Genomic DNA, 24,094 nt, shown 5'->3' with positions numbered 1-24,094 from the left:
ATCGGACCCAAAAGTGGAATCCACTTTTGGGATTCCATCCGATGCTCCCTTCTGAGATGAGCGCATCGTTCTTGCGAGAAACCGGGGCCACTTTTTCGCACGATGCGCTGGAGCATCAGACCGGCGCGTGATCGAGGCCCTGCGTTCTCAGATCGACCGGAGACGGCGCGATGTTGAACGCCACGAGGCGCGCCGGGTATGATGGCGCCGCGCGGTCGATGTCGAAGATCGTGAGGGCCGCCGGGGGAATGGGTGCGAGCCGGGACGGCGGCAGGCCGACCAGGATCGCGCAGGCCGCGCGCACCACGCCTTCGTGAGTGACGATCACGATGTCGCCCTCGGACCGACCGATCGCGTCCCGGAGCGCATCCCCGACCCTTGCGCAGAACGGCTCCCATTCCTCGCCGCGAGGGGGCGTCGAGGCCCCGAGCCGCCAGTCGCGATAGGCCCCCTTGTCGGACGCCTCGATGTCCTCGATCCACAGGCCCGTCCAGTCGCCGAGATCCATCTCTCGCAGACGGCGGTCGGTGGCGAAGGCCGAGAAGCCGAGAAGCTCGGCCGTGTGACGCGCCCGGCTCAGATCCGACGATACGACGAGGCTCGGAGCAGGCGCGCCCGCGAAGAATTCGGCCGCGCGCCGGGCCTGACCGATCCCGCGCTCCGACAGGGGAGCATCCGCGTGCCCCTGCAGGCGTCGCTCGGCATTCCAGATGGTCTCGCCGTGGCGAACCAGGGTCAATCTCATGATGCGCGTTTCCTGATCAGATCGGCGAGCCTGCCGTGGGACGCAATCGTTCGGAAAAGTCAGGCCGCGAGGCCGCCTTCCACGATGGGGAGCAACTCGGCCATGGTCGCGATGAGACGATCGGCGCCCAGCTCCGCGTGCGGCTTGTGGCTGTAGCCGTAGGTGACCGCGAAGGCACGCACGCCCGCCGCGCGGGCCGCCTGCACGTCGTGATAATTGTCTCCGACCATGAGAGCCGCCTCGGGCGCCACGCCGAGCTGTCCGAGGGCCATCAGGACCGGCGCCGGATGCGGCTTGCGCTCAGGCAGCGTATCGCCCCCGATCACCGCGTCGAAATAGCCGCGCAGTCCGAGCGCCTCCAGGATGTCCATGGTGGCCGCATGGGGCTTGTTGGTGACGACCGCCAGGGGAAGCCCCAGACGCCGCAGGCCCACCAGCGTGTCCGCCACGCCGGGATAGGCCTCGGTATGCCGGGAGGCATTCGCCTGGTAGATCTCGAGGAAGCGGGCAACAAACGCCGAAATGCGCGTCACATCGCCTCCCGTCGCCAGGACGGCGCGCTCCACGAGCTTGGCGGCTCCGTCCCCGATCATGGACTTGGTCTCGTCGAGACTGATCTGCCGCAGTCCCTCTTCCGCCAAGAGGGCGTTCGTCGCGTCCTGAAGGTCGCGCGCGCTGTCGACGAGGGTTCCGTCGAGATCGAAGATGATGGCTTTCAGCTTGGACATGCCTTGGGTACTAGAGCATCGGACCCAAAAGTGGAATCCACTTTTGGGATTCCATCCGATGCTTCCTTCCTGGAAAGAGCACATCGTTCTGGCGAAAAACCGGGGCCACTTTTTCGCACGATGCACTGATGTGGATGGAACAGGATAGCCAGAGCGGAAGGGGGCGCCCCCTTCCGCATCGGTCGTCTCAGGACGCGAGCCAGAGGGCCGAGCGCAGGGACAGGCCGATCTCCACCGGGGAACCCGGCTCGTGGAGCGCCTCGCCCGAATGGAACGGCGTGTCGATGGATACCTCCGCGGCTCCGATTCTCACTCCGTAGCGGAGCGTCGAACCGAGAAACTCGCTGTGCACGATGGTGCCCGGCAGCAAGACATCGCTCGCCCGGTCCTTGCCCAAAGACGCATGCTGGGGCCGGAAGACCAGCTTGGCCCCCTCCGGCACGACCACCTGCGCCGGGATCGGCAGGCGCACGCCGCCCTCGATGTCGAAGAAGCGCTCGCCCCCCTCCCGGACCACGCGGCCCGGCAGAATGTTGGCCGTGCCGAGGAAATTCGCCACGAACAGATTGGCGGGCTTCTCATAGAGCTCCATGGGGGTTCCCACCTGCTGCACGATGCCGTCGTTCATGACGGCGATCCGGTCGCAGATCGTGTTGGCTTCCTCCTGGTCGTGCGTGACGAAGATCGTCGTCAGCCCGAGCCTCTGCTGGAGATCGCGCAATTCCCGCCGCACCTGCACGCGCATCTTCGCATCGAGATTGGACAGGGGCTCGTCGAGGAGAAGCACCTTCGGCTCGATGGCGATCGTCCGGGCAACGGCGACGCGCTGCTGCTGGCCTCCAGACAATTGGGAAGGACGCCGGTCGGCGAGGTGCGCGAGACCGACGAGTTCCAGCGCGGCCATGACGCGCCTGTCGATCTCGGCTTTCGGGACCTTCCGCTCCTCGAGTCCGAACGCGACGTTGCGCCTCACCGTCATGTGCGGCCACAGGGCATAGGACTGGAAGACCATGCCGACGTCGCGCTTCCAGGGTGGAAGGCGCGACACGTCGCGGCCGCCGACCAGGACCTCGCCTCCGTCGGCCTGGTTGAACCCGGCGATGAGGCGCAGCAGCGTCGTCTTTCCGCAGCCGGAGGGTCCGAGAAAGGCGAAGAACTCGCCCGGTCGGATATGCAGGTTGATGCCCTTGAGAACATGATTGGAGCCATAGGACAGGTCGACGTTTCGGATGTCGACGTCGACGGCGTTCGCCCCGAGCGACGAGATGGGAAAAGGCTGGTTCATGGGTGTCGTTTCCTCAGGTCCGGACGCGGTCAGCGCCCGGCCGCTTTGGCCTTTTGACTTTTTTCGATGATCAGATGGGACGCGAAGGTGCACAGGGCGACGAGCAGGACCGCGATGACGCCCAAAGCCGCACCGGGACCGCGGCCCGCCGCCGACTGCATGAAGACGTAGAGGCCATAGGCGAGAGGCGCGTCCGCATTCGACTGAACGAGCATCAGCGTCGCCGAGAGCTCAACGGCGGCAGTGGCGAAGCTCGTGACGAAGCCCGCCAGGATACCGCCCGCCATCAGCGGCAGCACGATGCGCCGGATCGTGCGCAGCTTGGTGGCGCCGAGATTCTCGGCCGCTTCCTCGAGCGAGACCGAGATCTGCTGCAGGGCCGCATAGCAGGCACGCAGAGCGTAAGGCAGGCGCCTGATCGCCAGAGCCAGCACGATCATGATCCACAGCGCCGCGAGCGGAGTGCCGTCGGGCAGCCGCACGCCGTAGAAGGTGCGTAAGTAGCCGATGCCGAGCACGACGCCTGGAATCGCCAGCGCGGCGGTCGCCGCCCAGTCGAGCCATTCGCGGCCGATGAGCTTCGTCCTGAGCACCAGATAGGCGATGGCCGTGCCGAGAACGACGTCGATCAGGCCCGCGATGGAGGCATAGATCATCGTGTTCTTGACGTAGACGAAGCTCTCGCCGAACACGCGCCCGTAATGCGCAAGAGTGTAGGCGTCGGGCAGCGGACTGAAGGACCAGACAGTCGCGAAGGAGAGCAGCAGAAGCCCGATATGTGGTGCGAGCACCAGGAACAGGATGAGCAGGACGGCCCCATACGCGATGGCGCTTTCCCACGGCCGCATCCGGCGCTTCGCCAGGCCGCCGCCGCCCCGCTGCACGGTGGCGTAATCCTTGCCACGCATGGCCCGCGCCGAGATCCACATGGCCAGGATCGACATGCAGATCAGCACGACGGAGATCACGTATCCCATCGGATCCGCGATGCCGATGGAGGTGACGCGCAGATAGGCCTGCGGCGCGAGCATGTCCTTGACGTTCAGGAGCAGCGGCGTCGCCAGATCGTCGAAGACCTTGACGAAGACGAGCGACGCGCCTGCGATGTAGCCCGGCATGGCGAGCGGAAACACGATGCGGCGGAACAGGCGGAAGCCGGAGCTGCCGAGATTCTGCGCCGCCTCCTCCATCGCCCGGTCGATGTTGCGCAGGGCCGCCGAGAGGTTGATCAGGATGAAGGGGAAATAATGCACGGCCTGCACGAAGATGACGCCGTTCAGCCCTTCCATGAAGGGGATCTTGATGCCGAACCAATCGTCGAGGAGCAGGTTCACCGTCCCGTTGCGGCCGAATAGCAGAAGCATCGCCACCGCGCCGACGAAAGGCGGCATGATCAGCGGCAGGAAGCCCAGCGTCTGGATCAGCATCGCGCCGCGGAATTCGAAGCGCGTGGTGATGTAGGCTAGCGGCAGCGCGAAGACCGACGCGACGACCACCGCCATCGCGGACACGTAGACGGAATTCCAGAACGAGCGGATGAACAGGTCCGTCCGGGCGAAATCGAGGAAATTGACGAGGGTGAATTCACCCGTCCCCTTCTCGGTGAAGGCGACGTAGATCACCGTTCCGACAGGCACGATGAGGAAAAGGACGAGAAAAAGGACAATCCCGAAGGCCAGGGCGATCTGGCCCGGCGATGCCGACGATTTCAGGAAAGACGTGGACGACGCGAACGGCAGTCGCGCTCGCCCCGCGGTGGTGGCGCCAGCCATGGACGCACTCCTCAAAAGTCAAAAAGGGCCTTTGACGGGCGGCTCGATGAAGCGAGCCGCCCGATCGACGATCAGCGCGCCAGCTTCTGCGCCTGCTCGGCCTTGGCCTGAGCCTGCTGGTAGCGCTCCTTGGCGAAGGCCGCCCATTTCTGTTCGAGCTCGGCCTGACGCGCGCCCTTCTCCTTGCCGCCCGTGAAGGCGCCGGCGATTTCAGGCGACGAAGCCTGCTGCTCGGTGACCGGCATGGCGGCCACGAGATCGCGCGCCTCATTCACCAGGGCCTTGGCCTCGGCATTGTCCTTCTTGGCGATCGCGGCCTCGGCAGCGTGGATGGCCTTGGTGGCGGCCTTGAGAGCGTCGAGCTGGAACGTAACGGTCTGGTCGTACAGGACGTCGACGACGTTCGTGCGCTTCTCCGACACGTCCACGTCGAACTTCACCCGGGCTCCCAGAGACGAGTCCTTGAAGGGGTTCGGGTAATCGGCAGGAGCCTTGGCGTAGACGGCCGGGTTCACGGGCAGACGGCGGATGCTCGGCTCGAGCAGAACCTCCTGGCCGGCGGGAGAGACGAGGTAATCGACGAAGGCCTCGGCCCCGGCCTTGTTGGGCGCATTGGCGATCACGCCCACATTCGCCGGCACGATGGTCGTCACGGTCGGATAGACGAACTTCACCGGGAAGCCCGAGGCCTGGGACGAGAAGGCGAAGAAGTCGATCACGATGCCGAAGCCGACCTGTCCGGAATTGACCGCCTCGGGCACGCCGAAGGAGCGCTCCGTGATCTGGCTGAAGTTGCCGGACACTTCCTTGAGCGTGCGCCAGCCCTGATCCCAGCCTTCGCCCTGAAGGATCGTCTCGATGGTGAGGTGCGTCGTGCCCGAGCGGGACGGCGCCGCCATGGCCACGTGGTCGAAATAGACCGGCTTGGCGAGATCCTGCCAATCCTTGGGCTCGGGCAGCTTGTTCGCCTTGGCGTAGCGGTCGTTCCACATGACGCCGTAGCCCGAGGCCGCGAAGCCCGAATAGAAGTTCTCGGGATCGTTGATGGGATAGGAGCCGATCTTCTCCGGAATGCCCTCGGCCTTCGGCTTGTACTTCTGAAGCAGGCCCTTGCCCTTGAGAACCTCGAACGCGTCCGGCGCGGAGGCCCAGAAGACGTCGACCTGGTTGTTGGCCTTCGTTTCGTCGACGAACTTGACGCCCGCGTTGGTGTTCCGGTTCTGCACATCGAGGGTCACGCCCGGATGGGCCTTCTCGAAAGCCTGCTTGAACGGATCGGTGACGTCCTTCGAGAACGAGGTCACGACGGTGACCTTGCCGGATTGGGCGAAGGCGGCACCCGTAAACAGGGCGACACCGGCCAGGGCCGCCGCGGCGGCAGAATGGCGAAGCATCAGTTTCCTCCAACATGATGTCTATGGACTTGGGTCCGCCACGAGGGCGGCCGACGAGCCTCATGCAACATTCATGCCAAACTGGGCCGTATCGCTCCGCTCTCTGTTTCAGAACGCCGTTTTCAGGCGAAATCCTCCGGCGGATCGCCATCACGGGAAAAGACGGTAACGTCTCCCGGCGCGATGGGTCATCCGCGTAACATCACGCTTCGATTGCTCCGGTCCGGCCGAGATCGTGCTTCTTCATTTTCAGGTAGAGGGTCTTGCGAGTGATCCCGAGCGCCTCCGCGGTGGCGCCGATGCGGCCGCCGCAACGGCCGAGGGTTTCCTCGATGACCCGACGCTCGGCGATCTCCATCTGCTGTTCCAGCGTCAGGGCGCCATGGAGGTTCGTCGCCGTCTGCGGCTCGTCCTCGTCGAGGCCGAGAAGGTAGCGTTCGGCTGCGTTGCGCAGTTCACGCACGTTTCCGGGCCATTCCTGCTGCTGGAGCTTTTCCAGGAAGGGCGTCTCCAGCGCGGGTGCAGCCCTCGCCTGGCGGGCGGCGGCGAGATCGAGAAAGTGGGTAAACAGAACCGCCACGTCGTCCCGCCGCTCGCGAAGGGGCGGAAGGCGAACCGTGACGACGTTCAGCCGGTAGACCAGATCCTCGCGGAACGCGCCCTTGCCCGCAAGCTCCGTCAGGTCGGCCTTGGTCGCGGCGATGACCCGGATATCGACGGGAATCTCCTTGTTCGATCCGAGCCGTTCGATGGTTCTCTCCTGAAGCACGCGCAGCAGCCGGATCTGCGCCGCCATGGGCATGGATTCGATCTCGTCGAGAAAGAGCGTGCCGCCGCTCGCATGCTCGATCTTGCCGATGCGCCTCTCGCGGGCTCCCGTGAAGGCGCCGGACTCATGGCCGAAAAGCTCGCTCTCGATCATGGTCTCCGGCATCGCGCCGCAATTGACCGCCACGAACCGCCCATTCTGCCGGAGCCCGAAATCGTGGAGCGCGCGGGCGGCGACTTCCTTGCCGGTGCCGGTCTCGCCGAGGAGGAGAACATCGGCCTCGGCCCCCGCAAGCGTGCGAAGGGTGCGCCGCAGGCGCTCGATCGCGGAGGAATGGCCGACGAGCCTTCCGGCAAGCGGGTCCCGATCGGCGGCTCTCGCCTTGAGAGCCCGGTTTTCCAGGATCAGGCTGCGATGTGCGAAAGCCCGCCTGACCGTCTCGACGAGCCGCACGGGATCCGCCGGCTTCTCGATGAAATCCCAGGCGCCCGCCCGAACCGCCTTGATGGCCATCGGCACGTCTCCGTGCCCGGTCACCAGAACGACCGGGATGTCCGGATCGACGGTACGAACGGCCTCGAGAAGCCCGAAGCCGTCGAGCCCGGGCATGCGGACATCGCTCACGACGACGGCCGGAAGATCGGGCGACAGGATCGCGAGCCCGGCCTTGGCCGAGGCGACGGCCGTGACGTCGAAGCCATCGAGTTCGAGCGTCTGCCTGTAGGCATCGCGCACTTCCGAATCGTCGTCGACCAGAACGACCTTCATGACGGCGCTCATGACGCGCTCGCCGCCAGATCGATCACGAAGGTCGTTCCCTCTTTGCCCGTGGTCGCCAAAATCAAGTCTCCTCCGAAATCCTTCACGATGTTGTAGGACATCGACAGGCCGAGTCCGAGCCCCAGGCCCGCGGGCTTCGTGGTGAAGAACGGGTCGAAGACGGCCTTGCGGTGCTGCTCCTCGATGCCTGACCCGTTGTCGGCAACCTCCAGGCGGACGCGCCGTCCCCGTGCCTGCGCCCGGATCTCGATGCGCCGCTCCGCCTGCGCGGCGAGCTCGTCGAGGGCATTCGAGATCAGGTTGACGACGACCTGCTCCAGACGAATCTCCTCCGCCAGGACCTTCAGGGAGGAATCCGGAAAGTGCATCCGCACGGCGACATTCTCCTCGTCGAGACGCTGCTCGAACAGGCTCAAGGCCCCATCGACGACCGCGCGCAGATCGACCGCGTCGAGCGTCGCCGCCGGACGGCGGGCGAAACGTTTCAGATGCCTGATCAGCTCCGCCATGCGGGCCGTCAATCCCTGAATGCGATCGAGGCTCGCCCTCGCCTCCTCCGCGCGCCCCCGTTCCAGCAGGACGGCCCCGTTATGCGCATGCGAGCGGATCGCCGCGAGAGGCTGATTGAGCTCATGGCTGATGCCCGCCGCCATCTGGCCGAGCGCCGCGAGCTTCGCGGCCTGGACGAGATCGTCCCGCGTCTGCCGGAAAACCGCGAGCGCCTTCGCGAGATCGCCGAGTTCGTCGTCGGTCGGCGGAGGCAGGGCCGGCGTCGTGGGACCGCTTGCGATCGTCGTCGCCGCCAGCGTCAGGGCCTGAAGGCGCACGACGAGGTTCCTGCGGACGTAGAACCAGCCGACGGCGATCGTGGCGGCGAGCGAGGCTGCGGCGATCGCCAGAAGGAGATTTCGTCCGATCACGATGGCCTCGGCGGAGCGCTCCGCCGCCCGCCGTGCGATCGCCTCCGTCCGGCTGACTTCCTGCGAAATCAATGCGCCGAGCTGCGTGACGATGCGCCGGTTCTCGGCGAGAAGCGCCTGCGCCTCGGCCACCGCCTGGAGTTCGGCCCGCTTCACGGATGCGAGCCCCGAGGCCGGATCGGACACGGTGAGAAGACGCGCGGCGATCTGACTGACGGTAATCGTGTCGGTCCAGTTCGCCAACGCCTTGATTTCGATGTCGAGCTGGTCCGTGATCTCGCCGAGAAAGTTGCTCGTTTCCTGAAGATCCTCGATCGTCGGCACGGTCCCGAGCCGCCCCAGCAGGCCGACGACGAGATTGGCCTGCGCGTTGACCGTCAGCAGAGCCTCGCTCTTGCGGCTCTCCTCCAGGAGCGTCCTGCGCCCGGCCCCGGCCGCTTCTCCGGGCGCGGTCCGCCCGATGGCCGTTTCCATGTTGAACCTGGCGTCGTCGATGAGCGGCTCGATTTCCTCGATCAGATCGGCCTGCAGCCAACGCAGCTCCTCGCCAATCTTCCGCGAGCGCTCATGCAGGGGAAAGCGCCTTTCGGCGACCCGGTCGATCGCCTTGAGGTTCGTTTCGATCGCATCGGCGACGACGAGAAGCTCCGGCGACAGGGAATGCTGGTCGCTCCGCTCGTTGAGAACCGACCGGAGCGCGGCCAGGCGCTCGACCAGCGTCTCACGGATGCGGTCATAGGTTTCGCGACGCTCGGCGACCGCCAGATCGGGCGTGCTGGCGATCACGTTCGCGCCCGATTCCGCCAGGCGCGCCGAGAACGCGAGAGCCGGGAGATGAGCCGTCGCAACGGAGTTCAGCTCCTCGCTGAGGCGGGCATAGGACAGCCATCCGACGATGCATGCGCCAACCGCGAGCCCGCCGACCCCGAGAAACGCCATGATGAGGCGCCCGCCGATTCCAAGCCGTGTCCGCCGCATCATGGCTCTCCGGCCCCCGCTCCACGCCGGCCGCGCTCCGCATCTTCCAGCGTCGCGGCCGCGACGGCCAGCGCCCGGGTGGCCCGCTGCATGCCCTCCTCGATTCTCGCCTTGATGTCGGCTTCGAGACGCGCCTGGGGCTCCGGTGTGGGAAGTCCCCGCGGGATACGGACCAGGCTCCTCCAGCGCTCCAGCTCCATGGCGTCGGCGCCGCTCAGAGGCGGCTGCGTCAGAGCCTGCCGCGCCTCGCTCACCAGCCTCGCGAGCTCCGCATCGGTGCTCTCGGACAAGGCCGCCTCCAGCGCCCGTACCGATCGCCACAGGCGTCCGAGCTCGGATCTGCGGAACGTGATCATCTCGTCGAAGATGATGTTGACGAGCTCGTAGCGGGCCGCCGAGAGGCCGGCATCGAACAGGCCTCGTGCGAAGAGGCCCTCGCGCAGAAAAGGATTGGCGTCCGGAGCCCCGCCGGGCGGATAAACGGAGGGAGAGATCGGCAATCGCGCGATGGCGGGGTCCAGCAGAAGGCTCTGCCCCTCCGGCGAGAGCACGAAATCGACGAAGCGCTCGGCCCCCTCGCGATTGGCGGCATCGGCCAGGACCGCGATGCTGGCGGGCACGAAAAGCGTCTCCTCGGGCAGGGCGAACCGGGTCGAGCCCGTGGGAAAGCCCTCCGGGTTCGCCAGGAAGTCGATGGAGGGCCCGAGCCCGAAGCGCCCACGGGCGACCCCCGCCGACACGCCGAAGCTGCGGGCGGTCACTGTCGCAAGATTGCCCCCGATCTCGGACCAGATTCCCCATCCCCGGTCCCAGCCGTAAGCCTGGAGAATGGCCTCCACCATGAGATGCATCGTGCCCGACCGGGACGGGGAGCTGATGCCGATATGCCCGGCATAGATCGGCGCTGCCAGGTCGCTCCAGCCCCTGGGCACCGGCAGCCCCCTGGCCTCGAGATAGGCGGGATTATAGGCGAACCCGTAGCCCGACAGCGCGAAACCGAGATAGGTCAGGTCCGGATCGTTCACGGGATATCCGGCGATGCGCTCCGGCGCCTCCGTGGGGCGCGGCTTCAATGCCGCCAGCCTGCCGGACCTCTTCAGGATCTCGAAAGCATCCGGAGCCGAGGCCCAGAAGATGTCCGCCCTGTCCCTCCCGCCGATGAGATCCGCCAGCGCCGTCGTCGTCTTGCGCTGCACGAATTCGAGGGAAATCGCCCGGTGGCGCTCCGTGAAGGCCCTGCGGAACGGCTCGAAGAACTGCGGCGGGAACGACGTGAGAATGCGCACCGCATGAACCGTCTCGCCCGCGGCGGCTGCCGCTGCATGGGCCGAAAGGGCAAGAAATGCGGCAAGAGCAATGGTTAGAAGTCGAAGCATGAAGGGCCGCAGCGGTGGGGATCGATCCGCACCATAGGCCCCAGCCTCGCCGGAGGATCAATTCGCCCATCGTTGCATCGACACACGACGCAACCGATGGAACGGCCAGCGCAGCCGTTGCTACATGTGAAGCGGCAGTCCGAGCGCCTTGAAGGTGGCTTCCTGGAACGCTTCGCTCCTGGTCGGGTGAGCGTGGATCGTGCCCGCGACATCCTCCAGGCGCGCGCCCATCTCGATCGCAAGACCGAAGGCCGCGGAAAGTTCGGAGATGCCCTGACCGACCGCCTGGATACCGAGCACCAGATGGTTGTCGGCCCGTGCGACCACCCGCACGAAACCATCTTCGGCGGATGTCGTCATGGCCCGTCCGTTCGCCGAGAATGGGAAAAGCCCGACCCGAATGTCGGCTCCGGACGTCTGAGCCTCGTCCGGGGACATGCCGACCGCAACGATTTCGGGGTCGGTGAAGCAGACGGCCGGAATGGCCCGCTTGTCCCAGACGCGCCGGTGCCCGGCAACGATCTCGGCCACCATCTCGCCCTGCGCGCTCGCGCGGTGAGCCAGCATCGGCTCGCCGGTCACGTCGCCGATCGCATAGATGCCGCGCATCGAGGTCTGACACTTTTCATCGATGCGAATGAAGGGCCCGTCCATGTCGAGGACAAGCTCTTCCATGCCCCAGCCTTGCGTCACCGGCCTGCGGCCGACCGTCACGAGAACCCGGTCGGCTGCGAGCGACACCTCGGAACCACTCTCCGTTTCGACCAGCAGCGTGCCGCCCGCTTTCATCAGCCCCTTCGCTTTCGCGCCCGTCATCACCTCGATGCCGAGCGCCTGCAGCCGCTTGCTCACGGGCCGCGTGAGCTCGCCGTCGTATTGCGGCAGGATGCGGGCCTGCGCCTCGACGATGGTGACCTTCGCGCCGAGTTTGGAAAAGGCCGTTCCCAGTTCCAGCCCGATATACCCGCCCCCGATGACGACGAGCCGGTCCGGAACGTCTGTCAGGGAGAGCGCCTCCGTGGACGAGATGACGGCACCGCCGAAGGGAAGTCCCGGAAGCTCCACGGGGGCCGATCCCGTCGCGATCACGATCGTCTCGGCACGGATGATCTGGCGGCCGGTTTCGGTATCCACCTCGACCGTCTTGCCGTCGCGAAAGCGCGCCTGTCCGTGGACCATCTTGACCTTGGCCCGCTTGAGCAGGCCGGAAACGCCGTTGGTGAGACGGCCGACGACCGTGTCCTTCCAGGCGACGGTCTGAGCCATATCGATCGCAGGCTTCGCCGCCGTGATGCCCAGGGCATTTCGCCCGGAGGCGAGATGAGCGATCCTGTCGTATTCCTCCGCCGCGTGGATGAGCGCCTTCGACGGAATGCAGCCCACGTTGAGGCAGGTTCCGCCGGGTTTGTTCGCATCGACGATCACCGTGTCGAGTCCGAGCTGCCCGGCCCGGATGGCGCAGACATAGCCGCCGGGACCGGCCCCGATGACGAGGAGCTTGCAGGAGATGTCCTTCATCGGTGTCAGGCCTCCACGAAGATCATTGCGGGCGTCTCGAGCAGCGTCTTGATGCGCTGCACGAAGACGGCCGCATCCCATCCGTCGATGATGCGGTGATCGAACGCCGACGACAGGTTCATCATCTTGCGGGGAATGAAGGTCGACCCGTCCCAGACGGGGCGGACCGCGATCTTGTTGACGCCGACGATGGCGACCTCCGGGTAGTTGATCACCGGCGTGGTGACGATGCCGCCCATGGAGCCCAACGACGTGATGGTGATGGTCGAGCCGCTCAGCTCCTCGCGGGTGGCAAGCCCCGCCTTCGCGGCCTCGGCGAGACGGTTCAGCTCCATGGCGCAGCCCCAGAGATCGTGCGCTTCCGCGTGCCGGACGACCGGCACCATGAGGCCTGCCCCGGTCTGCGTCGCGATGCCGATGTGAACGCCGCCATGCTGATGAACCATGCCGGCCTCGTCGTCATAGATCGCGTTCAGGTGCGGCTGTTCGGCAATGGCTTTGACCATGGCGCGCATCAGGAAAGGCAAGAGAGTGAGCTTGGGCCGGTCGGCCCGCTTGTTCGCGTTGAGCGCCGAGCGGAGATCCTCGAGCGCTGTCACGTCGACTTCCTCCACATAGGTGATGTGCGGAATGCGCGATTTCGCGATCGCCATCTTCTCGGCGATCTTCCGGCGCAGGCCGACCACCTTGATGTGCTGGACCGACGTGTCCGGAGCGAGACCCGGGGCTCTCGCGACCTTCGGGCCATGGGTGAGGAACGCATCCAGATCCTCGTGAGTGATCCGGCCGGCGGGACCGGTGCCCGGTACCTGCCGCAAATCGATTCCGGCCTCGCCGGCCCGCAGCCGGACGGCCGGCGAGGCAATCGGCTTGGCGCCCTCGCCGCGCGGAACCAGCGGGCGCTGTATTCTCTCGGCGGCGCCTTGCATCTGCGCGATGGATCCTGCCGGGACCTGCTCCTTCTTCTCGATGACGGCTTTCGTGGGCTCGCCCGCTTCCTGGGGCGCGGGCCGGACGGGTAGCGCCGCCGACGTCGTCTGCGTGTCGCCGCTGCCCGTCGACACGGCATCGTCGCTCCCCACCTTCAGGCGGATCAGCGGGGAGCCAATGGCCACCACGTCTCCGATTCCGGCGCCGAGCCAGACGACCTCGCCTTCGACGGGCGATGGGATCTCGACCGTCGCCTTGTCCGTCATGACGGCCGCAAGCAGGTCGTCCTCGCGAACGATGTCGCCGACATTCACGTGCCATTCGACGAGTTCGGCCTCGGCGATGCCTTCGCCGACATCGGGCATCTTGATCAGGTGCTCGCCCATTCAGGCCTCCATCGCCTCGACCAGGGCGCGTCCGACGCGGACGGGGCCCGGGAAGTAATCCCACTCCTGCGCGTGCGGATAGGGCGTGTCCCATCCGGTCACCCGGGAGATCGGCGCTTCCAGATGGAAGAAGCAGGCCTCCTGAACGAGCGCGGCGAGCTCGGCCCCGAAGCCGGAGGTGAGGGTCGCCTCATGGACGATCACGCAACGGCCGGTCTTCCTGACGGACGCAGCAATCGTTTCCAGATCGAGCGGGATCAGCGTCCGCAGATCGATGATCTCGGCGTCGATGCCGGTTTCGGCCGCCGCGGCCTGAGCGACGTAGACCATCGTTCCATAGGCCAGCATGGTCACCGCCGATCCCGTGCGGACGATTGAGGCCTTGCCGAGCGGCAGGGTGAAGTGGCCGCCCGGCACTTCGCTGAGCTCGTGCTTCGACCAGGGTGTGACGGGACGCTCGTAATGGCCGTCGAAGGGGCCGTTATAGAGGCGCTTCGGCTCCAGGAAGATCACGGGGTCCGGATCTTCGATGGCGGCGATCAGGAGCCCCTTGGCGTCATGCGGATTCGACGGGACGACCGTCTTGAGACCCGCCACGTGCGTGAACAGCGCCTCGGGACTCTGGCTGTGGGTCTGCCCGCCGAAGATGCCGCCGCCGGTCGGCATGCGAATGACGAGAGGACACGTGAACTCGCCGTTCGAGCGATAGCGCAGCCGCGCCGCCTCGGACACGATCTGATCGTAGGCCGGATACATGTAATCGGCGAACTGGATCTCGATGCAGGGCCGCAGGCCGTAGGCCGCCATGCCGATGGCTGTACCGACGATGCCGGATTCGCTGATCGGCGCATCGAAGCAGCGGCTCTTTCCGTATTTCTGCTGAAGGCCCGCCGTGCAGCGGAAGACGCCGCCGAAATAGCCGACGTCCTCGCCGAAGACCACGACCTTCTCGTCGCGCGCCATCATCACGTCCATCGCGTCACGGATCGCCTCGATCATCGTCATCCGCGCCATGGCTTACACTCCCGCCTGCTGACGCTGACGGCGCAGATGCGGCGGCATATCGGCATAGACGCCGTCGAACATGTCCCGGGCGGAGGGTTTCCCGCCTGCATGAAGCGTGCCGTAGCTCTCCGCCTCCTTCTGGGCGGAGATCACCGTATCGAGGATCTCGGCCTCTGCCTGCTTGTGCCGCTCCTCCGACCAGGCGCCGCGCAGGATCAGATGGTTTTTGAGGCGGATGACCGGATCGCCGAGGGGCCAGGCGTCGGATTCCGTTTTCGGACGGTAGGCCGAGGGATCGTCCGACGTCGAATGCGCGCCGGCCCGGTAGGTCACGTATTCGACGAGGGTCGGGCCGAGGTTACGCCGGGCGCGCTCGATGGCCCATTTCGCCACTGCGTAAACGGCCAGATAGTCGTTGCCGTCGACCCGGAGGGAGGGAATGCCGAAGCCGAGGCCACGCGCCGCGAAAGTGCCGGCGCCGCCGCGGGCGATGCCCTGAAAGGTCGAGATCGCCCATTGGTTGTTGACGATGTTGAGAACCACCGGCGCCTTGTAGGTCGAGGCAAAAACGAGAGCGGCGTGAAAATCCGATTCCGCCGTCGAACCGTCTCCGATCCAGGCCGCTGCGATCTTGGTGTCGTTGCTGATCGCGGAGGCCATCGCCCATCCGACGGCCTGCACGTATTGCGTTGCGAGATTGCCCGAGATCGTGAAGAAGCCGTGTTCCTTGGACGCGTACATGACGGGCAGCTGGCGGCCCTTCAGGGGATCGCGCGCATTCGAATAGACCTGGCACATCATGTCGACCATGGAATAGCCGTCCGCGATCAGCAATCCCGCCTGCCGGTAGGTCGGAAAGTTCATGTCGCCCGGCGAAAGCGCCTTGCGGAAGGCGCAACTGATGGCTTCCTCGCCCAGATGCTGCATGTAGAACGACGTCTTGCCCTGGCGCTGAGCGATCAGCATGCGCGCATCGAAGGTGCGCAGCGTCATCATGTGGCGCATGCCCTCGATGAGGTCGTCGTCGCTGAGCAGTCCCGCCCAGGGGCCGACCGCCTCGCCGTTTCGATTGAGAACGCGAATGATGGAGAAGGCGAGATCGCGGATGGTTTCAGGATCCACGTCTATCTCAGGACGCGGAACCGCTCCGGCCTTGGGGATCTTCACATTCGAGAAGTCTGGAGTTCCTCCCGGACGGACCGCCGGTTCAGGCACGTGAAGGCTCAGTGGTTCGGTTTCGACCATGACGTTGCGCAGCCCCTGATCGTTCCTGCCCTGTGGCAGGTCCTTCCTGTCGATATAGGCCGCTCATGCGCGGCGGACAGATGAGCGTGGCGAATAGCGTCAATCCTTTCGCCTCCATGACCGCCAGGGACACGGCATCCCGTTAACCATGCCCCGGACTTCAGCGATCCTTCATGGAGCCCGAGGCGTCCGAGACGGTTCTCTGACAGCTGGAACTCGTTCGAGGAGACGCCGATGTTCAGAAACGCCCTCCCCCTTGCCGTCCTCGCCCTCCTGATCGTCATGACGGCCGGAGCGCCGGCGCGGGCGGCAAGCTTCGACTGCGCCAAGGCCGAAACGCTCGATGAGAAGGCCATCTGCGCGGACCGCAGGTTGAACGACGACGATGTCGAGATGTCTGTTCTCTACACGCAGCTCAAGCCCCTTCTTGGCATGGGGGCTCGCGGAGATCTTGAGGATGAACAGGTCGCCTGGCTCAAGCGCCGCGCGGCCTGCAAGGACGACCGCGTCTGCCTGAGCAACGCCTATGAGGATCGGCTCCGCCAGTTGAGAGGAGGCTTCGAGGCCCTTGCCAGAAGAGGCCCCTTCTGAGTGAAGGTCCCGCTCGAAAAGGTGAGCGCCAGGCGATGGGGGAGCAGCCGTTATAACGGATCTTCTATTCGGGCGTGCCGTGGCGCACGCCCCTCGAGCCGCGAAAATGCCACGGTGCCGGGCCCTACTCTCCGGCCCAAGGGAGGCAACATGCGCGCCATTTTCGCACTTCTCTGTCTGTTCTGCGGCTCGCCCGACGATGCCGCTGCGGAAAGTTTCGACGCCTCGCAGGAGCCGAAGGTGGAGAGATATCGCACGTTCCTTTCCGAGCTGGCGTCATCGAGCACGGCCTCGATGGCGGAAGCTCCGATCGACTTGCCGGACGGCCTCAAGGAAGCTATCGAAGCCTGGACGGGAGAGGTGGACTGACCGCGCGTTTCCGGAAATCCGCCTCGATGCCTGTTCCCTGCCCTTGCGGAACGTCTACAGCATCGGACGTAACATCGAATCCACATCCGATGCCGTCAGTCTGTGATCTTGAGCATCTTTTCCCACGAAGCCGGTTTCCGCTCTTGCGTTCGATGCTCGAACATTTTGGTTTGAGCATCTTTTCCCGCAAAACCGGTTCCCACTTTTGCGTTCGATGCTCCAAAGAGCCCATCCATGTCACCTTGTCTGGTGGAGATAGGCAGGATCGAACTCACCGGCATTTTGGAGCGCCTCCCAATCCGGAATGGCCAAGGCGCCTCCCCGCAGGACGATCAGTCCCTCGGCCCTGAGATCCTGCAGCACACGGTTGACGTGGACGGTCGACAGGCCCAGGGCGTCGGCCAGTTCGTTCTGGGTCACCGGCAGGTTGTATCCCTTGTCCCTGGTCAGGTCGACGACGCTCAAGCGCATCTGTAGCTCGCACAGGAGATGGGCCATGCGCTGAAAAGCGGTTCGGCGTCCGATGGAGATCATCCACTCGCGGAACATGGCGGCATCGACCAGGGTGTCGCGCCAGAAGAGATCGGCGAGATTGGGGTAGCGCCTCAGGAGCTGCTGCAGATTCTGATGGGAGATCAGAACCACGTGGCTCGTCACAAGAGTGCCGACACTGTGGTCCATCACCTTGAGGTGAAGGCTCTGGAGGTCCGGGAAGTCGCCCGGAATGTAGAATCCCATGATCTGCCGTTTGCCGTCGGGAAGGATCTTGTAGCGGCAGACGAAGCCATCGAGGACGAGGCAGCAATCGGAGGGACAGTCGCCGTCCTGAACGATGTCGGTATCGGCCTCGAACACCTTGGTCACCTGAGGCAGGTCAAGGATTGCCTGTTTCTCCTCGTCCGACAGCCTTCCGATCGATTCCAGCTTCCGGAGGAACGGATGTTGCGTCACCTGCATGTTCGGCGCGAGATTCATCGAGCGCCTCCAACCCCCTCAAGCGTCGCCGAGCGACAGGCATCGCTCACGACGGATCCGGTCGTTCTCTCGATATCGCATCCATCACCCTTCACTGTAGCATCATTGCAGCCGGCTAGAGGATCGGCCCCTAAAGTGGATTTGCACTTTTGGGGCCGATGCTCCGTTCCTGGAAAGAGCGCATCGTTCTGGCGAAAAACCGGGGCCACTTTTTCGCATGATGCGCTGGCGGTGGGGATGGAACGTTTCATGCCGCTCCAGCTCCTGCAGGATCAGGTCTGTGTGACTATACCACGATGCAAGGGTCTCTTGCAGGGTCAGTAGGTATCCTCCGCCTCGGTGGTATCATGCCCGTCGCGGCGCAGTTCCTCGACCAGGAGCATCTGGCGCGTGACGCGCCTCTCGCCCTCGGCGATATCCCGCTCAGCCCTGGCAAGGTGCTCTCTTTCGGCGACGGGATCAGCCATGACCTGCTCATTCTGGGCCCCAGACCCTGAAGGGAAGACGCTTTCCAGCGGCCCGTATTCCAGCTTAGCCCGAATGGATGCCGTCCGGGACTTTCGGCGGAACTGAGGCAGCAGCCCGATGTTGCCTCCGCGACAGTTTGCAGCGAGAGCCATCCATGAGCAGCAATCGGGACATCATCGTCACTGGAGGCTCCTCGGGGGGACGGCCCCCCTCAAGGCCATTCTCGGCGCGCTCCCGGCGGACCTGCCGGCCGCCGTCTTCATCGTCCGGCACATCCCGGCCCGCAGCATCGGCGTCCTGTCGACCGTCGCGTCCGCCGCGGGCCCCCTGCCGGTCCGCCAGGCGACGGACGGGATGCCCATCGAGCAGGGAAACGTCTACCTCGCGGCCCCGGCCATCACCTCATTCCGACCAAGGGCCACATGAGGCTCGGCCGCGGACCGCGGGAGAACATGGCGAGACCGGCCATCGATCCCCTCTTCCGGTCGGCGGCGGCGGCCTATGGCTCCCGGGTCATCGGAGTGATCCTGAGCGGCGTTCTCACGGACGGAGCCTCCGGCCTGGAGGCCGTCAAGCGCTGCGGCGGCGTCGCCATCGTCCAGGATCCGGCCGACGCCATCGCCGATGAGATGCCCCGGAGCGCCCTTGAAGCCGTGACGGTCGATCGTGCGCGGTGTCACGGCGGACGGCGTCCGCTGCGTTATCGAATTGCCGCTCAACGAGCAAACGGCCGTGCTGCGCCTCGTGGCGGAGTCGGATGAGTTCGCCGGAGGGGAGGAACTTCACGCGCAGGACCGGAGCCTTCAAGGCTGATGGCTCTGGCCGGCCGCTTTGGTTTTTCGCGGCTAGCGCATCGAACGCGGGAAGTGGGAACCGGTTTTGCGTGAAAAGATGCTCAAAGCGATAGATTTATTGCATCGGATGTGGGTTCGATGTCACGTCTGACACCGTAACCGTTCATCGTCGTGGCCGCACTTGGTTTACGGCCATCCACGTCTCCATGCGCCGCACCAAGCCAAAGACGTGGATGCCCGGCTCAAGGCCGGGCATGACGCTGGCGGCTCACCTCATCTGCGCGTGTCGCCGTCATGGACGCACGCTGCGCTCCTCTAGAAGGGAGCATCGGATCCAATCCCAAAAGTGAATTCCACTTTTCACGTCCGATGCTCTAGTCCTCGCCTATTCCACGCAGGATTTCGCGTTTTCCGGCGTGATTGGCGGGCCCGACGATGCCTTCCTGCTCCATGCGCTCCATGAGCGATGCGGCGCGGTTGTAGCCGATCTGCAGCCGGCGCTGGATGTAGCTCGTCGACGCCTTCTTGTGCCGGAGCACAATTCCGACAGCCTGCTCGTAGATGTCCGACGCTCCCAAGCCCACATCGTCATCCTCTGCAGGAAGCTCCGGCGCTTCGAGGTCCTCGGCCTCCTCGTCATCCGCCGTCACGGCATCGAGGTAGACCGGCTCGCCCTGGCGCTTGAGGTGGTTGACCACCTTTTCCACTTCCTCGTCGGAGCAGAAGGGGCCGTGGACACGGGTGATGCGTCCGCCGCCGGCCATGTAGAGCATGTCGCCCTGGCCCAGGAGCTGTTCGGCGCCCATTTCCCCCAAGATCGTGCGGCTGTCGATCTTGGACGTGACCTGGAACGAGATGCGGGTCGGGAAGTTCGCCTTGATCGTGCCGGTGATCACGTCGACCGAGGGGCGCTGGGTCGCCAGGATCACGTGGATGCCGGCGGCGCGCGCCATCTGGGCCAGGCGCTGGATCGCGCCTTCGATCTCCTTGCCGGCCACCATCATCAGGTCGGCCATCTCGTCCACGATCACCACGATGTAGGGAAGAGACGTAAGGTCCATGACCTCTTCCGTGTACGTCAGCTCGCCGGTGTCCTTGTCGAAGCCCGTCTGAACGGTTCTCGTGATGACCTCTCCCTTCTCGCGCGCCTCGTTCACGCGGGCGTTGAAGCCGTCGATGTTGCGCACGCCCAGGCGCGCCATCTTCTTGTAGCGGTCCTCCATCTCGCGCACCGCCCAGCGCAAGGCGATGATCGCCTTCTTCGGGTCGGTCACCACGGGGGTGAGCAGGTGCGGGATGCCGTCATAGACGGACAATTCGAGCATCTTCGGATCGACCATGATCAGGCGGCACTGCTCCGGGGTGAAGCGGTAGAGCAGCGACAGAATCATGGTGTTGATCGCCACCGACTTGCCCGAGCCGGTCGTGCCGGCCACCAGCAGATGCGGCATGCGGGCGAGGTCCGCGATCACCGGCTCGCCCCCGATCGTCTTGCCGAGGCACAAGGGCATTTTCTGCGTCGAGCCTGTGAACGCCTCCGACTCCAGGATCTCGCGCAGGTACACGGTCTCGCGAGCCTCGTTCGGCAGCTCGACGCCAATGGCATTGCGGCCGGGGATCACCGCCACGCGGGCCGAGACCGCGCTCATGGAGCGGGCAATATCCTCGGAGAGAGCGATCACGCGCGACGACTTGACACCCGGGGCGGGCTCGAGCTCGTAGAGCGTGACGACGGGCCCCGGCCGAACATGGATCACCTCGCCCTTCACGCCAAAGTCGCGGATGACCTTCTCGACCCGACCCGCCCTCTGCTCGAGGATGTCCTCGGTGAGAACGTCGCCTTCCGTCTCGGGCGGCTCGGCCAGCAGCGCGACATCGGGAAGTTCGTAGCCTGCGCTTCTCACGCGATCCGGTGCGGGAAACTCGATGACCCGCGCAACGGGGGCAGATGCAGGCACTGCTGCGACCTCGGCAGCGCCGTAGCCAGCATCCTCCCCTGCCTTCAGGATCTCTTCCACAACCGGCCGCGGCGTTGCAGCAGGTGCGACCTCCTCCCCATAGAGGGCCAGATAGCCCGGATCGAATGCGTCCGCGGGAGGTTCAGCTGCGAGCTCCGCCGCATCGGGCACAGGCGTTTCCTCAAGCTCGCTCCATTCGGACACATCCTCCGGGAGATCCTGCTCCGGGAGATCCTGCTCCGGGAGATCCTGCCCCTGAACGTCCTCGAACCGGGCGGGCGCATCCTCGTCCTCGTCGGCGAGACCCTCTTCGGCAACGATGTCCTCCACCGGCAGGTCCGCGATCGATCCGAGCTTCAAAGAAACTGTGGTCCTGTAGAGGCCGGACTGGAACGCGAAGGCGGAAAAGCCCAGCCGCCAGGTTTCGACCGGCACCGGCAGCCGCAGCTCGGGCCCGATCGCGTGATCAGGAGCCGGCGCCTCGGCTTCCAGATGATCCGCCGACAGCTCATCGTTCATGGCATCGAGAGGGGCCGGGCATCGTTCCGGGCTCTCGGGCACGATCTCCACTTCAGAGGCCTCGGCTGTCGCCTCATTCGTCGGCACTTCGGCCGTTTCAGGGCCTGACGCCGGCGCATCCGCCTTTTCCGTCCTGGGCATCGCAGCAGCCTGTCCGGCAACGATGGAAGGTTCGGCTTTGGACGGGGATGGAGAAAAAATGGTCGACTTGGTTTCCATGGCCGCCCGCAGCCGCTCCAGCCGCGTCCGGATCGCCTCTTCGCACGACCGGTCCGCGGCCCGCGCAAGGCGAACGGCGTTCATGGCCTCGCTGGCCGGAAGAGCCACGACATTGGTCTCCGGCTGCTTTCTGATGTAGCGGTCGGGGGTGCGCGTCGCTCTCACATCCTTGTCGAGCGCGAAGGCCTTCCACCAGCCGGGCTCGGTCTCCCCGGTGGACGACCAGGGGGCCTCCCACATGGTTCGATCATTTCCCGCCTGCGTCGAATCGGCCCGCTCATGAATCTCCGCTCGCATCTCGGGGATTCTGCCTTCTGGACGGGCTGTCGTTGCAACGAAGTCGTTGGGCTTAAATGGCTTACGCATGAGAGCTGACAAATCTGCTGGAACTGGAAATCGGCACACCGTCGGTGCGGTCAGCCGGACTTTGGCCAACACGGGTAAAGACACCGTTAGTAAGCCGCGCGATGATGCGCATTCCCGGTCCGACGAGAAAGCAATTGCCCGCCCTGCCCTTGGATCGCAGATGGCCGTCATTAAATATTCTCCGGAGGGGCGCCGTATCAGCGACCCTTGAGGCCCCCTCTCCTATTGTCGGTTCGTTTGGTGTCTCAGGCGCGCGCTCTGCCCCGGGAGACCTTGCGTCGCTTGATGGTTTCTGCTTGCAAAGTGGGGGAATTCGACTATGTGTCGCCTCCCCGCGCCGCCAGGACAGCTGGCGAGCGGCTTTTTTCGACGATGCTGACCGTCCGTTCCTGAGCCCTTGCCCGGGAGCGACGTCATGGTGTCGGGCGAAGCGCCTCCTGCCGTCGCAGGTTGGAGCGGCTCGCCCGAGATGGCGTGTTCGAGGTGAACCATGAGCCCTGAGTGTCCGCGGGTTGATCTGCGGGCCTTGCGGCTCCTCTGGCGGCAAATCCCGAGTATTGGTCGAGGTCTCGTGGGACGTTCGACGGTGCAGCCTGGGCGCCCTGCGGTGTCCGGGCGCGGTTTTGCTTGGCCTGTGCGATGACGGGCCCGACGAACACTGCAAACGGCTTTCGACTTTCTTTGCGAATGCCGGTTGACGCAAGCGGGACGATCGGTTAGACACCTGTTCATCGGCGGCGGCCCTGGGGGCGCTGCCCGGGCGGGCGCTCTTCGGGGCGGGTCGCTTCCGGCCTTCGGGTTGGGTTTTGCTCTTTGACAAGTGAAGAAGGAAGAAGAAGCGCAGGCGGCGGTGTCCTTGCGGCGGCCCTTTGGGGCTGCTTTGAACAAGACATCGACCATGGTCTTGCGCTTTTGGTGAGTACACCGCTCTGGCTTTGGCCGGAGTGAGAGGTGCTCTGTCAATTTTGCGTTTTCAAGACGAACAGTCGAGATCGAATTCTGAAGTTCAACTTGAGAGTTTGATCCTGGCTCAGAACGAACGCTGGCGGCAGGCTTAACACATGCAAGTCGAACGCATCCTTCGGGGTGAGTGGCAGACGGGTGAGTAACGCGTGGGAACGTGCCCTTCAGTTCGGAATAACCCAGGGAAACTTGGGCTAATACCGGATACGTGCGAGAGCAGAAAGATTTATCGCTGAAGGATCGGCCCGCGTCTGATTAGCTGGTTGGTGGGGTAATGGCCCACCAAGGCGACGATCAGTAGCTGGTCTGAGAGGATGATCAGCCACATTGGGACTGAGACACGGCCCAAACTCCTACGGGAGGCAGCAGTGGGGAATATTGGACAATGGGGGCAACCCTGATCCAGCCATGCCGCGTGAGTGATGACGGCCTTAGGGTTGTAAAGCTCTTTCGGCGGGGACGATAATGACGGTACCCGCAGAAGAAGCCCCGGCTAACTTCGTGCCAGCAGCCGCGGTAATACGAAGGGGGCTAGCGTTGTTCGGAATCACTGGGCGTAAAGGGCGCGTAGGCGGCTTTGTAAGTCGGGGGTGAAAGCCTGTGGCTCAACCACAGAATTGCCTTCGATACTGCAAGGCTTGAGACCGGAAGAGGTTAGTGGAACTGCGAGTGTAGAGGTGAAATTCGTAGATATTCGCAAGAACACCAGTGGCGAAGGCGGCTGACTGGTCCGGATCTGACGCTGAGGCGCGAAAGCGTGGGGAGCAAACAGGATTAGATACCCTGGTAGTCCACGCCGTAAACGATGAATGCCAGCCGTTGGCGAGCTTGCTCGTCAGTGGCGCAGCTAACGCTTTAAGCATTCCGCCTGGGGAGTACGGTCGCAAGATTAAAACTCAAAGGAATTGACGGGGGCCCGCACAAGCGGTGGAGCATGTGGTTTAATTCGAAGCAACGCGCAGAACCTTACCAGCCTTTGACATGTCCGGTGTGGGGAGTGGAGACATTCTCCTTCAGTTCGGCTGGCCGGAACACAGGTGC

General features: G+C 64.8%; 16 protein-coding genes, 1 rRNA gene and 2 pseudogenes (1 of these 19 only partly in view). 4 read left to right on the top strand and 15 right to left on the bottom strand.

Features of this window, described 5'->3' with window-relative positions; translation table 11 throughout:
* Positions 1-115: 115 nt before the first annotated feature.
* From AB8841_RS12310 to AB8841_RS12255, 12 genes are all read right to left on the bottom strand, one after another.
* The gene (locus AB8841_RS12310; protein ID WP_370436132.1) at positions 116-745 is read right to left on the bottom strand and encodes a histidine phosphatase family protein; all 630 of its coding nucleotides are present in this window, start codon (positions 743-745) and stop codon (positions 116-118) included.
* Between the two features lie 59 nt (positions 746-804).
* Complete coding sequence (gene gph, locus AB8841_RS12305) at positions 805-1,473, bottom strand: phosphoglycolate phosphatase (RefSeq protein ID WP_370436131.1); 669 nt, start codon at positions 1,471-1,473, stop codon at positions 805-807.
* A gap of 187 nt (positions 1,474-1,660) precedes the next feature.
* Positions 1,661-2,758, bottom strand: coding sequence for an ABC transporter ATP-binding protein (locus AB8841_RS12300; protein ID WP_370436130.1), 1,098 nt, complete (start codon positions 2,756-2,758; stop codon positions 1,661-1,663).
* A gap of 29 nt (positions 2,759-2,787) precedes the next feature.
* On the bottom strand, positions 2,788-4,530 hold the full coding sequence (locus tag AB8841_RS12295; protein ID WP_370436129.1) for an ABC transporter permease: 1,743 nt from the start codon (positions 4,528-4,530) through the stop codon (positions 2,788-2,790).
* 71 nt (positions 4,531-4,601) lie between these two features.
* Entirely contained in the window at positions 4,602-5,924 is a 1,323-nt protein-coding gene (locus tag AB8841_RS12290; RefSeq protein ID WP_370436128.1) for an ABC transporter substrate-binding protein, read from the bottom strand.
* 202 nt (positions 5,925-6,126) lie between these two features.
* Positions 6,127-7,473 carry a sigma-54-dependent transcriptional regulator gene (locus AB8841_RS12285; RefSeq protein ID WP_370436127.1) on the bottom strand — a complete coding sequence of 449 codons (1,347 nt, stop codon included), beginning with the start codon at positions 7,471-7,473 and terminating at the stop codon, positions 6,127-6,129.
* The gene (locus tag AB8841_RS12280) at positions 7,470-9,374 is read right to left on the bottom strand and encodes an ATP-binding protein (protein ID WP_370436126.1); all 1,905 of its coding nucleotides are present in this window, start codon (positions 9,372-9,374) and stop codon (positions 7,470-7,472) included. The genes AB8841_RS12285 and AB8841_RS12280 overlap by 4 nt, the downstream gene beginning before the upstream one ends.
* Positions 9,371-10,747, bottom strand: a complete 1,377-nt coding sequence (locus AB8841_RS12275; protein ID WP_370436125.1) for an ABC transporter substrate-binding protein — start codon at positions 10,745-10,747, stop codon at positions 9,371-9,373. The genes AB8841_RS12280 and AB8841_RS12275 overlap by 4 nt, the downstream gene beginning before the upstream one ends.
* A gap of 120 nt (positions 10,748-10,867) precedes the next feature.
* Positions 10,868-12,265: a dihydrolipoyl dehydrogenase gene (gene lpdA / locus AB8841_RS12270; RefSeq protein WP_370436124.1), complete on the bottom strand. Its 1,398-nt coding sequence runs from the start codon at positions 12,263-12,265 to the stop codon at positions 10,868-10,870.
* A 5-nt stretch (positions 12,266-12,270) separates the two neighbouring features.
* Positions 12,271-13,581, bottom strand: coding sequence for a dihydrolipoamide acetyltransferase family protein (locus tag AB8841_RS12265; RefSeq protein WP_370436123.1), 1,311 nt, complete (start codon positions 13,579-13,581; stop codon positions 12,271-12,273).
* The gene (locus AB8841_RS12260; protein ID WP_370436122.1) at positions 13,582-14,595 is read right to left on the bottom strand and encodes an alpha-ketoacid dehydrogenase subunit beta; all 1,014 of its coding nucleotides are present in this window, start codon (positions 14,593-14,595) and stop codon (positions 13,582-13,584) included.
* A 3-nt stretch (positions 14,596-14,598) separates the two neighbouring features.
* Positions 14,599-15,831: a 3-methyl-2-oxobutanoate dehydrogenase (2-methylpropanoyl-transferring) subunit alpha gene (locus tag AB8841_RS12255; protein WP_370436121.1), complete on the bottom strand. Its 1,233-nt coding sequence runs from the start codon at positions 15,829-15,831 to the stop codon at positions 14,599-14,601.
* A gap of 234 nt (positions 15,832-16,065) precedes the next feature.
* On the opposite strand from AB8841_RS12255, the gene AB8841_RS12250 reads away from it, so the two are divergent.
* Together AB8841_RS12250 and AB8841_RS12245 are read left to right on the top strand one after the other, a co-directional pair.
* Positions 16,066-16,422: a lysozyme inhibitor LprI family protein gene (locus AB8841_RS12250; RefSeq protein ID WP_370436120.1), complete on the top strand. Its 357-nt coding sequence runs from the start codon at positions 16,066-16,068 to the stop codon at positions 16,420-16,422.
* A gap of 150 nt (positions 16,423-16,572) precedes the next feature.
* Positions 16,573-16,791: a hypothetical protein gene (locus AB8841_RS12245; RefSeq protein ID WP_370436119.1), complete on the top strand. Its 219-nt coding sequence runs from the start codon at positions 16,573-16,575 to the stop codon at positions 16,789-16,791.
* A gap of 237 nt (positions 16,792-17,028) precedes the next feature.
* Here the strand turns inward: AB8841_RS12245 and AB8841_RS12240 are convergent, their stop codons facing one another.
* Together AB8841_RS12240 and AB8841_RS12235 are read right to left on the bottom strand one after the other, a co-directional pair.
* The gene (locus AB8841_RS12240; protein WP_370436118.1) at positions 17,029-17,766 is read right to left on the bottom strand and encodes a Crp/Fnr family transcriptional regulator; all 738 of its coding nucleotides are present in this window, start codon (positions 17,764-17,766) and stop codon (positions 17,029-17,031) included.
* Positions 17,767-18,083: 317 nt separating this feature from the next.
* Positions 18,084-18,233, bottom strand: a complete 150-nt coding sequence (locus AB8841_RS12235) for a hypothetical protein (RefSeq protein WP_370436117.1) — start codon at positions 18,231-18,233, stop codon at positions 18,084-18,086.
* 155 nt (positions 18,234-18,388) lie between these two features.
* Between AB8841_RS12235 and AB8841_RS12230 the strand changes: the two are divergent.
* Positions 18,389-18,899, top strand: a pseudogene (locus tag AB8841_RS12230) (chemotaxis protein CheB); the annotation flags it as partial.
* A 503-nt stretch (positions 18,900-19,402) separates the two neighbouring features.
* On the opposite strand, the pseudogene AB8841_RS12225 reads toward AB8841_RS12230, so the two are convergent.
* Positions 19,403-20,917: pseudogene (locus tag AB8841_RS12225) on the bottom strand (DNA translocase FtsK); the annotation flags it as partial.
* A gap of 2,180 nt (positions 20,918-23,097) precedes the next feature.
* Between AB8841_RS12225 and AB8841_RS12220 the strand changes: the two are divergent.
* Positions 23,098-24,094: ribosomal RNA gene (locus tag AB8841_RS12220) — 16S ribosomal RNA — on the top strand; it runs 490 nt beyond the window's last position.

Origin of the sequence: Microvirga sp. TS319, from assembly GCF_041276405.1 — a bacterium.
In the GTDB taxonomy this organism is placed as follows: domain Bacteria; phylum Pseudomonadota; class Alphaproteobacteria; order Rhizobiales; family Beijerinckiaceae; genus Microvirga.
This window is presented reverse-complemented; position numbering and strand designations above follow the sequence as displayed.

Bases quoted from the DNA above. Each gene is read 5' to 3' on its own strand.
- AB8841_RS12245 (WP_370436119.1), top strand. From the start codon at position 16,573: ATGCGCGCCATTTTCGCACTTCTCTGTCTGTTCTGCGGCTCGCCCGAC.
- AB8841_RS12265 (WP_370436123.1), bottom strand. From the start codon at position 13,581: ATGGGCGAGCACCTGATCAAGATGCCCGATGTCGGCGAAGGCATCGCC.
- AB8841_RS12310 (WP_370436132.1), bottom strand. From the start codon at position 745: ATGAGATTGACCCTGGTTCGCCACGGCGAGACCATCTGGAATGCCGAG.
- AB8841_RS12295 (WP_370436129.1), bottom strand. From the start codon at position 4,530: ATGGCTGGCGCCACCACCGCGGGGCGAGCGCGACTGCCGTTCGCGTCG.
- AB8841_RS12290 (WP_370436128.1), bottom strand. From the start codon at position 5,924: ATGCTTCGCCATTCTGCCGCCGCGGCGGCCCTGGCCGGTGTCGCCCTG.
- AB8841_RS12255 (WP_370436121.1), bottom strand. From the start codon at position 15,831: ATGGTCGAAACCGAACCACTGAGCCTTCACGTGCCTGAACCGGCGGTC.
- AB8841_RS12285 (WP_370436127.1), bottom strand. From the start codon at position 7,473: ATGAGCGCCGTCATGAAGGTCGTTCTGGTCGACGACGATTCGGAAGTG.
- gph (WP_370436131.1), bottom strand. From the start codon at position 1,473: ATGTCCAAGCTGAAAGCCATCATCTTCGATCTCGACGGAACCCTCGTC.
- AB8841_RS12275 (WP_370436125.1), bottom strand. From the start codon at position 10,747: ATGCTTCGACTTCTAACCATTGCTCTTGCCGCATTTCTTGCCCTTTCG.
- AB8841_RS12260 (WP_370436122.1), bottom strand. From the start codon at position 14,595: ATGGCGCGGATGACGATGATCGAGGCGATCCGTGACGCGATGGACGTG.
- AB8841_RS12280 (WP_370436126.1), bottom strand. From the start codon at position 9,374: ATGATGCGGCGGACACGGCTTGGAATCGGCGGGCGCCTCATCATGGCG.
- lpdA (WP_370436124.1), bottom strand. From the start codon at position 12,265: ATGAAGGACATCTCCTGCAAGCTCCTCGTCATCGGGGCCGGTCCCGGC.
- AB8841_RS12250 (WP_370436120.1), top strand. From the start codon at position 16,066: ATGTTCAGAAACGCCCTCCCCCTTGCCGTCCTCGCCCTCCTGATCGTC.
- AB8841_RS12300 (WP_370436130.1), bottom strand. From the start codon at position 2,758: ATGAACCAGCCTTTTCCCATCTCGTCGCTCGGGGCGAACGCCGTCGAC.
- AB8841_RS12235 (WP_370436117.1), bottom strand. From the start codon at position 18,233: ATGGCTGATCCCGTCGCCGAAAGAGAGCACCTTGCCAGGGCTGAGCGG.
- AB8841_RS12240 (WP_370436118.1), bottom strand. From the start codon at position 17,766: ATGAATCTCGCGCCGAACATGCAGGTGACGCAACATCCGTTCCTCCGG.